12 protein-coding genes are annotated in these 13,154 nt (G+C 66.8%); 1 reads left to right on the top strand and 11 read right to left on the bottom strand.

Going from position 1 to position 13,154, the window contains the following annotated elements:
- Positions 1–223 precede the first annotated feature (223 nt).
- From LDH74_RS13930 to LDH74_RS13910, 5 genes are all read right to left on the bottom strand, one after another.
- The gene (locus tag LDH74_RS13930) at positions 224–1,747 is read right to left on the bottom strand and encodes an NAD(P)H-dependent oxidoreductase (RefSeq protein ID WP_226039314.1); all 1,524 of its coding nucleotides are present in this window, start codon (positions 1,745–1,747) and stop codon (positions 224–226) included.
- Between the two features lie 100 nt (positions 1,748–1,847).
- Positions 1,848–2,750 (bottom strand): DUF6293 family protein, encoded by a 903-nt coding sequence (locus LDH74_RS13925; RefSeq protein WP_226039313.1) that lies wholly within the window; start codon positions 2,748–2,750, stop codon positions 1,848–1,850.
- 74 nt (positions 2,751–2,824) lie between these two features.
- Positions 2,825–3,466 (bottom strand): hypothetical protein, encoded by a 642-nt coding sequence (locus LDH74_RS13920; protein WP_226039312.1) that lies wholly within the window; start codon positions 3,464–3,466, stop codon positions 2,825–2,827.
- 80 nt (positions 3,467–3,546) lie between these two features.
- Positions 3,547–5,025: a sodium:solute symporter family protein gene (locus tag LDH74_RS13915; protein WP_226039311.1), complete on the bottom strand. Its 1,479-nt coding sequence runs from the start codon at positions 5,023–5,025 to the stop codon at positions 3,547–3,549.
- Positions 5,022–5,300 (bottom strand): DUF3311 domain-containing protein, encoded by a 279-nt coding sequence (locus LDH74_RS13910; protein ID WP_226039310.1) that lies wholly within the window; start codon positions 5,298–5,300, stop codon positions 5,022–5,024. Before LDH74_RS13910 ends, LDH74_RS13915 begins: the two co-directional genes overlap by 4 nt.
- A 176-nt stretch (positions 5,301–5,476) precedes the next feature.
- Here LDH74_RS13910 and LDH74_RS13905 point away from each other — a divergent pair, with 176 nt between their 5' ends.
- A complete protein-coding gene (locus LDH74_RS13905) occupies positions 5,477–6,262 on the top strand; it encodes a helix-turn-helix domain-containing protein (RefSeq protein WP_226039309.1) in 786 nt (261 codons plus the stop codon).
- A gap of 510 nt (positions 6,263–6,772) precedes the next feature.
- Here LDH74_RS13905 and LDH74_RS13900 read toward each other — a convergent pair.
- From LDH74_RS13900 to LDH74_RS13875, 6 genes are all read right to left on the bottom strand, one after another.
- Entirely contained in the window at positions 6,773–7,555 is a 783-nt protein-coding gene (locus LDH74_RS13900; protein ID WP_226039308.1) for an alpha/beta hydrolase, read from the bottom strand.
- 105 nt (positions 7,556–7,660) lie between these two features.
- The gene (locus LDH74_RS13895; RefSeq protein WP_226039307.1) at positions 7,661–8,218 is read right to left on the bottom strand and encodes a GNAT family N-acetyltransferase; all 558 of its coding nucleotides are present in this window, start codon (positions 8,216–8,218) and stop codon (positions 7,661–7,663) included.
- A 133-nt stretch (positions 8,219–8,351) separates the two neighbouring features.
- Complete coding sequence (locus LDH74_RS13890; RefSeq protein ID WP_226039306.1) at positions 8,352–9,872, bottom strand: NAD(P)/FAD-dependent oxidoreductase; 1,521 nt, start codon at positions 9,870–9,872, stop codon at positions 8,352–8,354.
- An 87-nt stretch (positions 9,873–9,959) separates the two neighbouring features.
- Positions 9,960–11,174 (bottom strand): PGF-CTERM sorting domain-containing protein, encoded by a 1,215-nt coding sequence (locus LDH74_RS13885; protein ID WP_226039305.1) that lies wholly within the window; start codon positions 11,172–11,174, stop codon positions 9,960–9,962.
- A 193-nt stretch (positions 11,175–11,367) separates the two neighbouring features.
- The gene (gene kdgK1 / locus LDH74_RS13880) at positions 11,368–12,321 is read right to left on the bottom strand and encodes a bifunctional 2-dehydro-3-deoxygluconokinase/2-dehydro-3-deoxygalactonokinase (protein WP_226039304.1); all 954 of its coding nucleotides are present in this window, start codon (positions 12,319–12,321) and stop codon (positions 11,368–11,370) included.
- Positions 12,322–12,709: 388 nt separating this feature from the next.
- The gene (locus LDH74_RS13875) at positions 12,710–12,910 is read right to left on the bottom strand and encodes a hypothetical protein (protein WP_226039303.1); all 201 of its coding nucleotides are present in this window, start codon (positions 12,908–12,910) and stop codon (positions 12,710–12,712) included.
- Between the last annotated feature and the right edge of the window lie 244 nt (positions 12,911–13,154).

Raw genomic sequence — 13,154 nt, 5'->3', positions numbered from 1 at the left:
GTGAATGCTGGTCGGCGACAATACATCCGTCGAAACGGGGTGGAAATGTGGGGCTACGGAGCCCCTACGAAACCGACACTGCGCGGGCCGTCGAACGGATCGGATGCAACTGCGGCGGGCGCAGCCATACGTGCGAGTTCGAGCGGCGATCGTGTTAGCTGTTTCGCGTCTCGGAAATCGTGATCGGGCTGCAGACGGATTCTCATACGCGGAACGAGCGCGATCAGAGCAGTTCGACCAGCGGGACGATACCGAACCAGACGATATAGGACAGCGAGGCGGCCATCGCTCCGTCGATCCGGTCCGGCATCGCCGACGCCTCGAGCCGATCCCGTACCAGCCAGCCGATCACGAGCGCGTGAGGAACGCTGAGGGCGACGAGCGGACCGTACGCGCGGGGGAACGCCTCGAGCACGAGCAGTACCACTCCCGCCGTCGCAGCGAACAGTGCCGTCGCGGCCGCGACCGTCGTCGCCCCGTCGATACCGAGTCGGACGGCGAGCGTCTCCTTGCCGGCGGCGCGGTCGGCCTCGTAATCCGGCACTCCCGCGAGGGTGATCGACGGCAGAATCGATAGGAAAAACGGCAAGCCGAGCAGCCACGGGAGCGGATCGCGCCAGGAGCCGCCGAACGCGACGAACCCCAGGAGCAGGACGCCGACGCTGTGGGTCGCGGCGACGTCGAGTTCGCCGAGCGTGCGATACGACAGCTGTAACGGCGGCACCGTGTAGCCGAGCGCTAGCACTGCCAGGATCCCCATTACGGCGGCCATCGTGAGGGACGAGCCGACGCCGAACGCGAGGGCGGCGAGTGCGGCAATCGCGGTGAGGACGATGGCGTTCCGAATCCCGGCCCGAAGCGACGATCGATCGAGTTCACCGTCGACCAGGACTCGAGAGCCGCCCGTAAACGGTCCCGCGAACGTATTCTGCCGATCCGTCTCGTAGTCGAAGTACTCGTTGCTCAGCACGGTCGATGCCTCGAGGAAGAAGAGGAAACAAAATCCCGCCCAGTAGATCGCCGACGTGAAGATTCCGTCCGAACCGGTCGCGGCCAGCGCACCGACGGTGTAGGCGATCCACGCCATCGGGTAGAACTGGAGTCGCAGCGCTTTGAGCCACGTCGTGACGCGACGTTTCGTTCGCGTCGTCGGTGACTCCGGGCCGTCGGCCGACTGTCGGCCCAGCCGCGTCGCCTGCTCGAGCCACTCGTCGCGCTCCGCCGGACTCGAGTCCTCGACGGGGCCGATGTTCGTGACGCGCGTGGTTCGAACGCCGGCGTATCCCAGCGTGGCGCGCTTGACGGCGTTGGTGCCCGGTTGTCGGAGGATCCAGCGGTACACCCACTTCGGCGTGTCCATCGTCACGAGCAGTTCCGCGGTTTTGTCGTTCAGCAACTTCCGGTGGCCCGCACCCTCACCCTCGTCGTAGTGCGAGAACGCGAAGCCCGGCGTGAAGACGCGGTCGAAAAACCCCTTCAACAGCGCTGGCATCGTCCCCCACCAGTTCGGATAGACGAACGCGAGGTGGTCCGCCCACTCGATCTGGCGCTGGGCCATCTCGAGGTCGTCCTCGAGTGGTTGGTCCTCGGGACTTTCGGTTCGGACGTCGGGATCGAACTCGAGTGCGGCGAGGTCGAGCCGACGGACGTCGACGCCGGCCTCGCGTGCGCCGTCGACGTAGGAGTCGGCTAACGCGGCACAGAAGCTATCGGTCCGGGGATGGCCGAGAACGACCAGCACATTCATCGCTCGCGTGTCGGTACACGGCGGTCGGTTGTAAGGATGAGACCGGCAGTGTCCGCGACCGGCCGCTCGGGCAGCGTCTCGAGTCGTCGGCGTCGGGCGCTCACTCCTCGGTGCCGTCGGAGTGAGCCCGCACCCACAGTTCGCCGATCCGCGACAGTCGGGTCCGGTACGATTTGCCGTGTTCCTCGCGCTCGATGTAGCCCTTCCCGCCGGGGCCCAGCCGATCGACGTTGTAGATGACCTTCGATCGGAAGCTGTCGGTGTACTCCTCGTTCAACTCGCGGGCCAGCGATTCGGCGAGTTCGGAAACGGAGTCGAACTCGCCGTCCTCGCCGAGTTTGTAGAGAATGAGTTCCTCGAAGGGTTTGACGTTCGAGAAGGAGGCGACCGGTAACTCGACGATGTGCTTGCCGTCGATCTCCTTCGCGCCGATGGTCGTCCCGCGTTCGTCGAACTCGGCTAGCAGGTTGCGAGCGCTCTCGAGGCGCTCCGCGAGGCGGTCGTCGTCGGTCCGGTCGTCCTCGTCGCGGAGATCCTCGAGCAGCGAGATCTGTTCGCGAAGCTCCTCGGCGAGTTCGGTCTCGAGATACTTCTCGGGGGCGGTGTAGTAGGTGTGGATCCCCTCGCGGTCCTCCTGGCGTTCGACCATGAGGGAGTGGGCCGCGTTGGCGAACGCGAAGCTCACGGTCCGGGGCATCGCGGCGACGTTGACCCAGACCTCGTTGCCCGAATCGAGCTCCGCCGTGATGAGCTCGTAAGCCTGCTCGAAGGCGTCGTCGTAGTTGTAGACGTCCTCGAGGACGAACCGCTCCGTTCGGGCACCCAGCAGGTTCTCGAAGTCCGTCTCGAGTTTCTTCGAGAGGTGTCGGGAGTACTCGACGTTAGCCTCGCTGCCGACGGCTCCCTCGAGGAGGATGACGCTGTCGACGTCGATCTGATCGCGCACCAGCGGCGCGATCAGCCGGTCGTAGTCGAAGCCGACCGGGACGATGTGGGTTTGCATAATCGACAGTTAGGCGGAGCCGTTACAAAAGCTCCGAGTCGACGTCCGCGTTACTAATTTCGATGGCGGGACGATCAGTCGTCTCCCGCGTCCTCGAGTTCGAGCCCCCGAAACAGATCTACGATCGCCTCCCGATCTCGAGCCGGGTCCACGTCGAGGGCGGCCCCGAGCAGGTCCGCGCCGTCGGGGGCCTCGAGCGGGAGGATCCCGCCGGCCATCACGTACGCGTCGGCGGCGGGCCAGACGGCGACGTGGGCCTCGGCGTTGAGCGATGTCGTTTCGGGGTTTCCTTCTCCGCCGTCAGTCGCCGCGCCCGAATCAGTCGGATACGCGACCTCGAGCACGGTGAGATGGCCGACGGCCCCGTCGGGCCGGTCGATGTACTCGCTCGCGCGTTCCGCGCCGACCGCGATGCCGTCGTCTTCGATCGTATCGACGAACTGATCGCGGGCTTTCGGAGCCGCCATCTCGAGGGCGGCAGCCGGCTCGAGGCCGATAGCCGACAGCGAGGGGCTGATCTGCAGATCGACGGTGAACAGCGATCGAGCCGGGATGTCGCCGCCGGAACGGAGCCGCTCGAGGGCGTCGGCGGTCGGCCGGTGTTCGAAAACGGTCGTCTCGGCGGTGACCGTCGCGAGCGAGAGGCTGCGTTCGTCGGTTCGGTCGCCGAGGCGACGCCAGTCGTCGGCGACGGCGGACGGCAGGTCGATAGCCATTGACGGCGCGTACGTCGGTCGGGCCTTTCGGCGTGGCGGTTCCGCGCTCGATCGGTTCCGCGTGACGGCCTCCTATCCGATCAGTCCGCGCTCAACCCGTCGAAGTAAATCGCGCGCCGTTCGTCGGCCGCCGGCGACGTGAGCAGCGAGACGACGACGGTGACGACCAGCCCGAGCCCCATCCCGACGATGCCGGCCGTCCAGCCCGCGTAGGTACCCGGCACGAACGCGAGGAAGAGACTCGAGATGTAGAAGAGCTGACTGACGACGACGCCGGCGGTGATGCCGGCTCGCGTGATCTTCCGCCAGTAGAGCGCGAGCAGGACCGGGAGTGCGAGCTGGGCGAAGCCGCTGAAGGCCGCCTCACCGAGTTCGAACAGCCCCGCCGGCTCGAGTAGACTACCGACGAACGCCGCGGTCGCGAAGATCACGACGCCGCCGCGGGCCAGCAGGTCCTCCCGGCGGTCGGAGAGATCACGCTCGACGAACGGGCGATAGAGGTCCCGCGTGAAGTACGACGACCCCGAGAGCAGCATCGAGTCCGAGGAGGACATCATCGCGGCCATCGCGCCGGCGATGACCAGCGCGGCGAACCACGTCGGCGTGTACTCCGCGAGGACCAGCGGCAGGACGTTCGCGCCCTCCGGGACCGCGACCTCGAGGCCGGCGGCCCACGCGCCGAGCATGAACGAGGGGACGAAGAGGAGGACGCAGAGAATCGGCCAGAGGGCGAAGGTGCGTTTGAGAACCGTTTTCGAGCCCGCGGCGAAGAAACGCTGGTTGACCTGCGGGAACATCGCGACGCCGAAGCCGATCGTGATCGCCGTCGAGAGGATCCACGGAACCGTGTAATAATCGCCGCCCAGCGAGAGGAATCCGCCGGTGTCCGGGTTCGACGCGAGGGCCTCGGTCGCAGCGCCGGGGCCGCCGACGGCCGCGAGGACCCACAGCAACGCGACCCAGGTCGTGATCAGCATGAACGCACCCTGCAGCGTGTCGGTCCAGGCGATCCCGCGCATCCCGGCGGCGACGACGTAGAGGATCATGAACGCGGTGATCAGCCCGGCACCCGCGGCGTAGGAGACCGCGCCATCGGTCAGCGCCTCGAGCGCGGTGCCGGCCCCGACCTGCTGGAGCATGACGTAGGGGAAGAGCCACAGGAGACTGACGCCGGCGACGAGGCCGCGGAGTCGCCGCGAGCCGAAGCGGTCGCCCAGCATCTCCCCGAGGGTGACGTAGCCGTAGCGCCGGCCGAGCAGCCACTGCTTGTAGCCGATCACGTACCAGAGGACGGCGAAGATGATGCCGTCCATCAGCCCCATGACCAGGATCCACTCGGGCCCCTGCGCGTAGGCGATGTTCGGCCCGGCGAAGAAGGTAAAGGCCGACAGTAGCGTCGCGAACGTCGTAAACAGCAGAACGACCGTCCCGAGCGTTCTGCTCGCGAGATAGAAGTCCTCGGCGGTGCGGTCGGTCAGCCGGTAGGCGACCAATCCGACCGCGAGCGCGATCAGGAGGTAGCCCACGATGATCGTCAGTTGGATTGTGATCGCCCTCACGGCGGATCGCCCCCGGCGTTCGTTCGCCGTCCGGGATCGGCCCGTTCCGGTTGGGACTCGCTCGAGTCCCCCGCCGTTTCGATGCCGATCCCCCACGCCCGTTGGGCGAATATCCAGAAGACGACCGACGTGAGCCCCATCCAGCCGACGTGCCACCAGAGCCACACCGGCAGGCCGGCGACGACGGTCGCCGATCCCCACAGGAACCACGGTACCGCCAGTCCGGCGAGGACGACCGCGACCGCGATCCAGCTCCCCAGTTCGGTTCGGCGCATACGCGAGGGTTCGTCCCGACGTGGGTAGTTCTTACTGTTCGATCGACGATATCGAAGAGAATTGTTCATCAGTTCCGGATCGCGGTCACGTCCATCGGTTTCCACTAGCTAAAATCGATCTTTCACCGAGGAAAAAGGGTATATGAGTTTGACAGAGAGTAGAGATCGAACTCGATATGGCCCGGTTGTTCCCCTTTCGCTCCGAGACGGCCGCCGAAGAGGGCCAGCCTCGCGTCGTCGACCTCGAGGGCGAGGACGCCGACGCGGTCTTCAGCGCCCTTTCCTCCACGACGGCCCGGCGGATCTACGCGCGTCTCGACGAGGAACCCGGGACGCCCAGCGACGTCGCCGACGCGGTCGACTCGTCGATCCAGAACGTTCGCTACCACCTCGAAAACCTCGAGGGCGCGGGTCTCGTCGAGGTGGTCGACACCTGGTACTCCTCGCGCGGCAACGAGATGAGCGTCTACGCGACGACGGACGGACCGCTGATCGTGACGAGCGACGAGTCGACGGCGACGAAGCTCAAGGAGGCGCTCTCGCGGCTAATCGGCGGCGTTGCCGTGCTCGCGGGCGGGAGTCTGCTGGTGCAGCACGCTCTCACGCGCTGGCTCGGGCCGACCGGAACGGGCAACAGCGGATCGCAACCGGCGAGTAACGGCGGATCGCAGCCGACGGGGAACGGGGAGACGACTACCGGGGCGGAAAACGGCTCGAGCGGTGGGGACATCGGAACCTCCTCCGTTAACGGAACTGAGGGGTCCGATAGCGGCGATGCGGGCACGTCCGGTTCGGCGGTCGACAGCGGCAACGAGACGGCCCAGAACGCATCCGACGGCGGTGTGGAGGCGGCGGAGGCGGTGTTCCAAACCGTGCCGCCCGGATTGCTCTTCTTCCTCGGCGGGCTCGTCGTCCTGCTCGCGGTGGTACTCTACTGGTACTGGTACCGCCCGACGTACTGAGTCTCCAGTAGTTCGATCTGTACGTCTGCCCAGAGCAGGGGAGCGACGTATCGCTCCAGACCGACTATCCGGCATGCTGTGGCGCGCGCTGGGCCGCGGCGAATCGCGAGGCCTGAACGAAGTGAAGGCCTCGATGGTGTGAGCGGTGACCGGAGGGAGCCGCGAACCACCGGTGAGCCGCGGCTCGAAGCCGTGCGAGGTCTTCGTGAGAAGCGAACGAATGGCTCGGAAGGCGCGTCGCGCCTTCCGGTGGATGAGTGAGCGCCGCGAGGCGCGAACGTTAGCGCGGGACCTGCGGTCCCGCGGACCATCCGAACGGGTGCATTGCACCCGTGAGGAGAAATCGGTTGGGGAGGGCGTGGCGATTCCCCGTTGCCACGAGAGCAGCGTCCTCGAGTTATCAAGAAACGCCCTCGGGCCACCAAGAAACGCCCTCGAGATACCGATAATCGCTGCAAAAACGAGGGTGGGACAGCCGCTCGTGAGAGAACGAGCGGAACCTCGGTCGAACTACAATCCATCCCGCTCGAGGAACTCGAGCACGGCCGCCGTAAACCGCTCGTCGGGGACGGTCGTCAGGTGGTCGGCGTCGTCGACGACGACCGCCTCGCCGTTGGGAAATCCCTCCGCGAGCGGTTCGGGGTCGCCCGTAATATCGTCGTGCTCGCCAGCCACGATCACCACCGGGTGCTCGACCTGCGCGATCTCGTCCCAGTCCGCGGGTGCCGTTCGCGTCCGGGCGCAGGCCGCCAGCGCCTCGAGATCGTTGTCGGTCGTCTCGGCGAAGACCCGAAACCGCTTGCCGAGCGGGTCCGTGATGTCGTCCGGGTCGTCGGCCAGCAACCCATTGGCGATCCGGTCACCGGCGTCGCTCGGCTCGATCGTCGCCGCCCCGATGCCGGCCAAGACGCCGGCGTTGAACCGCTCCGGATGGCGGTACAGCGCTTCGGTGCCTATCCGACCGCCCATCGAATAGCCGAGGAAATCAGCCCGGTCGATCTCGAGGTGATCGAGCAGCCGGACCAGGTCCGCCGCCATGATGTCCGTCTCGTAGGCCGCCGGGTCGTGGGGTTTCTCGCTTTCGCCGTGACCCCGACAGTCCAGTGCGATCACGCGACGCCCCGCCTCGAGCAACGTGTCGTACCACTCGCGGTCGCGCCAGTTCTCGTGCCGGCTCGAGGCGAAGCCGTGGACGAGAACGATCGGTTCGGCGGCCCCGCGGTCTCCCTCGGGGATCAGGTCGTCGTATGCGAGACGAACGCCGTCAGAATCGAACGTCGCTCCAGTTGGCATGGGATGCCAATACACGCATCGGATACGTAACAGTTTGGACCGGTTCGCGGGAACGCCGATCGCGTCGATCGAGCGGCGGCGGCCCGCTCGGCGACGGTGACGCGTTCACTCGTCCGCGGTCGATAGCTGCCGTTCGTAGACGTGCTCCTCGAGCCCCGCCGCCAGATCGGACGGGCGGGTCGCGACACGGTCGAAGCCGCGGGATTCGTAGAAGGAGATGCCGACCTCGTTGGCGGTGAGGACGGCCAACCGAATCCGATCGAACGCCGGCGAGAGAGCGGCCTCGAGGCGCTCGATCAACGCGGTTCCGATCCCTTCGTTCCAGTGTTCGGGTCGGACGTACAGGCGCGCGAGAAACGCCACAGCTGTATCTTCCGGCCACGGGACGGCGTGGGCGAAGCCGCGAGGCTCGGATCGGCGCTCGGTTCCGGCAGGGGACGACTGCCCCGGCGCTCGTTCGGCGACGAGAAACGCGGCGTCCTCGCGGCCGCTGATGTCCGTAATCGCGGACTCGAGATCGCCGATCGCGTACCAGTCGTCGACGACCTCGTCGACCGTCTCGGGGCCGAGAACGTCGTCGTAGGCGGCGTGCCAGCTCTCCCGCGCGATCTCGTGAACGGCCCAGACGTCGTCGATCGTCGCCCGTCGAACGACTCGAGTCACGGAAACGGCTATCACGGCAGCCGGTAAAAAGCGGTACCCGACCGCCATCGATCCGTTACCGTCGCCGGACGCGACGAATCCGAGGGGACGACCCGAACGAGTTGCCGCTTCCCCTCGAGGGAGTACGACGAGCTTAGGGAATCATATTCGCCGAATCGGTCTCGGCGACGCAATCCTCGCGATCCGCCAATTCGGCACACGCCGCTCGGAAGAGGCCGTCGAGGATTTCGGGCGTCGTCGGGTGGTAGGCCCGCTTGGGTACCTCGCGGACGTCCAGTCCCATCTCGACGACGACCTGCATCGTCTTGGCCATCACGTCCGCGTGACGGTGCAGCCCCTGATACCCCAACACGGTGCCGTCGTCGGCGCTGACGATCAGCGTCGCCCGGCCCTCGGGATGGCCTTTCGTCGCGAAGACGCCGTCCGACGAGGCCTCGCGGGTGACGACGATTTCGTCCATGTGCGTCGCCGCGGCGGTCGCCGGCGTGTGCCCGATGCGGGCGAACGGATAGACGCCCAGCCCCGAGAAAATCACGTGATGCGGGACGTTCGCGTAGGGCTCGCACGCCTCACCTCGCCGGTGGTGGACGATATTTTCGCCGGCCGCGAACCCCTGTTCCTTGGCGACGTGCAGGATCGGCTCGCGGCCGTTGGCGTCACCGACGACGAACACGCGCTCGTCGTCGCGGGCCTGCATCGTCGACGTGACCCAGCCGTCGCCGGGTTCAAGTTGGGTGTTCTCCAGTCCCAGCCCGTCGAGATTCGGCCGACGGCCGGTAAAGCAGTAGAGTTCGTCGGCTTCGACGGTTATCTCCTCGACATCGCCCGCACGCTCGCCATCGCCTTCGCCGTCGCCGCCGCCCTCCCGTTCGACACTGTCCGTCTGTTCGGCGATCAGCCGGACGCCGCCGTCGGCGGTCGATTCGAGTCGTTTTTCGTCCGTGTTCGTCAGGACCTCGATACCGAACTGATCGCGGTAGATGTCGAGAACCGTCTCGCCGTACGCGTCTTCCATCTCCTCGAGCGGGCGCTCGTCGTGCTCGATCACGGTGAGGTCGACGTCGCCGATCTCGCTGAGGTACGGGCCGAGTTCGAGGCTGATGTAGCCGTTGCCCAGCACGATCCCCGAGTCCGGAAACGCGGTCGCGTCGAGGACGTCCGTACTGGTCCGAGTGGGGACCTCGTCGATCCCCGGCAGATCGGGAATGTTTGGCACGGAGCCGGTCGCGACGACGACGTAATCGGGCTCGAGCCGCCGTCCCCCCACGTCGAGCACGCGGTCGTCGACGAAGCGGGCGGTATCGCGGAGGAGTTCGACGCCGTCTCGATCGGCGAGGTCGTGGACGTGGCTCCGGCGGTGTTCGGCGAAGTTCGAGACGTGCTCGTCCTTGCGGGCGACGATTCGCTCGGGATCGGCCTCGGGGACGCCCTCGAGCCGGTCGTCGTGACGCGCCAGATACCGATGCTCGCCGGCCGAGAGGACGTCCTTCGACGGCATGCAGCCGCGGAGAATGCAGAGTCCGCCGCCGGGATCGCCGTCGTCGATCAGCGTCAGCTCGAGATCGTCGGTGAATTCGTCGCGTCGCTCGCGGAGTTCGTCGGCGACGGCGACGCCAGCACTGCCGTATGTACCGACGATCGCAACGTGTACCATAGCGGTCGTTCGGGGCCGACGCAAAAAGACGTTTGTTCGGATTGTCCGTTCTGGCGGATCGAAAACGCGGAAGACCGGAGCGGCTCGTTACCGTCGAATCCGGGCGGCGGTCCCGGTCAGCAGGGCGATCAGCGCGGCTCCGGCACCGAATCCGGGGACGCTGTCGTCGCCGTCGTCGCTGCCGCCGTCGTCACCGTCCGAATCGTTACCGTCGGAACCGTCACCGTCCGAATTGTCACCGTCGGCGCTCTGGATCGCGACGTCTCGCTCCGAGAAGTGGTTGACCGCCACGAGCACGTCGGCCGTCGCCGAGGCGTCGCTGGACTGGGTCACCGTGTAGCGGGACTCGTCGCTCCCGATGCCGCCCGCGAGTTCGCTGTACGACGACGCCTCTGCGGCGGCCTCGCCGTCGACGGTCACCGCGAGGTCGTCGGCGCTCTCGGCCCCCGCGACGGCGGCCTCGGAGACGCTCGTGATGACGACCGTCCCGTCGCTCTGCGCGCGTTCGACGGTCATCTCGAGGCGGTCCTGGCTCTCGGCGGCGGTCTCGACGGTGATGTCCTGGCCGTAGGTCGCGACGTCCGCAACGCGCTCGCCGTCGCGTTCCTCGGCGTAGACCTCGGCCGTCGCCGTGCCGTCGGCGATCAGCGATTCCTGTTCCTTCGCGGCCTCGTCGCGCTCGCCCTCGGCGTACGAGCGGAAGACGAGCGTCGAGTCGCTCTCGAGGTCGGCGACGACGTCGCCGTCCTCGTTGACGGTCACGTCGCCGTCGCCGACGACGACGAACGCGCCGGTGCGTTCGCCGCTATCGACGACGACGCGGTCGTCGCTCTCGGTCTCGGCCGTCGCGTCGGCCGCGAGGTCCGCTTTGACGTACTGGGCCTCGTCGCCGGCATCGACGGTCAGGATCCCGCGATTGCTGTCGTGGGCCGACAGTGACGCGGAGCCGTCGGTCGCGATATCGGCGCGCGTCTCGGACTGGGCGGCGATCTCGAGGCCGATCCCGGAGAGGTTCACCACGGCGTCGAGCTCGGCGTTCGAGCCGAACCCGGTTCGACTCTGGTGGTCGCTCTGGGACGCGACGCTCACGTTCTCGAACACCCGCTCGCCGTCGACGCGGTAGTCGAGGATGGCGTTGCTCGAGGTGTCGAACGCGACGTGCGTGCCGGCGTAGGCGCTCGCGTCGGTCGCGTCGTTCTGTTGGGAGGACGATGCTGCGCTCGCACCCACGCCAGCGACGGCAAGCGGGAGGGCCGCCGTCGTGACGAGAATGGCGAGTACGACAGCTGTGATTCGATTCATGCACTCGACGGATCGGAGCGGTGTATAAAGGCGCTTCTGGCAGAACCGTCCAACTATCCGTGATCATCGCTCGGCTCGAGCCCCGAACCGCGTTCGGTTCCTCGAGCGATTCGAACCGGACGATCGGACCCGAACTCGCGAGCGTCGAACGGCAAAAAGCGACGGAAGATCGCCCGTCACTGCCGCTGTTGCGCTACCGCGAGATATCTTCGCCCCGCTGGTTGACGACGGCCTCGACTTCCTCGGCCGTGACGAGCGCGACGTCGCCGGGGATCGTCCGCTTGAGCGCCGCCGTCGCCGCGGCGTACTCGAGGGCGTCCGAAACGTCGTCACCCTCGAGCCGGCGGGCGATGAACGCCCCCGTGAAGGCGTCGCCGGTGCCGATCGGGTCGACGGTGTCGGTCTCGTAGGCGTCGTGGTCGTGGACGACGCTGTCGTGCCAGCCGACCGCGCCCTCAGCGCCGCGAGTGACGACGACGGTCGTAAACTCGTACTGCGAGCCGAGCTTGTGCGCGAGCTGGCGCGGATCGCCCTCGAACCCGAGGACGGTCCGCGCGTCGCGGGCGGCGATCACGAGGACGTCGATCCCCGGAAACAGCCGCGTCAGCGTCTCCCTGGCCTCGTCGGGCGACCAGAGCTTGCGCCGGTAGTTGAAGTCGAAGGCGGTCGTCGTCCCGCCTTTGCGGGCCGCTTTGAGCAGCTTCAACGTCGTGTCCCGGAGCGTCGAGGAGAGTGCGGGGGTGATCCCGGTGGTGAAGAAGACCCGGGCGTCCTGAATCCGGTCGATGTCGAGTTCGCGAGCCTCAGCGGTCGCAACCGCGGTGTTCTCCCGGTCGTAGACCACGTTCGTCCCGCGCGGTTTGCCCGCCTGCTCGAGGTAGTAGGTCCCCTGGCGACCGCGGTGGCTCCAGACGACGTTCGTTTGGATCCCGTGGCCCCGGAGTTCGTTGACGACGCGCCGGCCGAGCGCCGTCTCGGGGACCTTGGAGAGCCAGGTCGCGTCGGCTCCCAGCCGGTTGGCCGCGATGGCCACGTTGCTCTCGGCGCCGGCGGCGCGAACCTCGAACTCGTCGGCGTTCTCGAGGCGTTCGTTCCCCGGCGGCGACAGCCGAAGCATCGTCTCTCCGAAGGTGACGATGTCGCTCACCGATCGGCCCCCCAGATCGTTCGGGTGCGAACTGCGGTGTGTCCCTCGGTCATACCCCAGTCAAGGGACGGCGTTGCTATAAGTTATGGCGGTCTGCTAACGCAAAATTGCGCTCGAGTGGGCACGTTCGGTTCACATCGGCCAGCCGGTAGCGGTGGCGTGCGCTGGGCGACGGTTCGCCGACGGCGAACCGTCTGCTTGACTACGCGCGAGGGATGAGTGAGCGCCGCGAGGCGCGAACGAATCGGTTGGGGAGGGCGTGGCGATTCCCCGTTGCCACGGTAGCAAGACGTGTGCTACTGTGACCTCGAGTAAGGGGAAGAGACAATCGAGGCCGCCGTTTCCGAGCCGACCGGCTGACTGCCGGGGCTCGAGCCCGAACCCCAACCTACTCAGATCGCAGATCCGCGAACAGGTCCGGCGGCACGGAACAGCCGCAGGGACCGACCGAGCCGGTATGCGGGCCGAGCGCGACCGAGATCAACACCGGCTTCCCACAGCGCGGGCAGTCGGGAAACGACGACTCCTCGCCGTCCCGCTCCCGATCGCCGCTTTTCGCATCGTCATTCGCCTCGCGATCGTGACTCATCCCCCGCGACCTCCGATCCGTCTCGAGGCTGAAGTCAAACTCGAGGCTACTCGTGTCGGGCGATTCCGCGGTCGTGCGGGACGTTTATATCCCGGTAGAATCAACGCAAACATGGCTTGTAACCCTCCATGGGTTGGAAGCCACGTCTCGGGTGCTGGTCTCACCCGGGGCATTTCGATACAGCCCCCTCCGCTCGCGCGTTTGGAGAGTCGGCTTCCGATTGGATTGTTGACTCGTTGTTATT

It is taken from the genome of Natrinema sp. DC36, assembly GCF_020405225.1.
Classification (GTDB): Archaea; Halobacteriota; Halobacteria; order Halobacteriales; family Natrialbaceae; genus Natrinema.
Note: the sequence above shows the minus strand (reverse complement) of the source record. Positions and strands in the feature narration are given on the sequence as shown.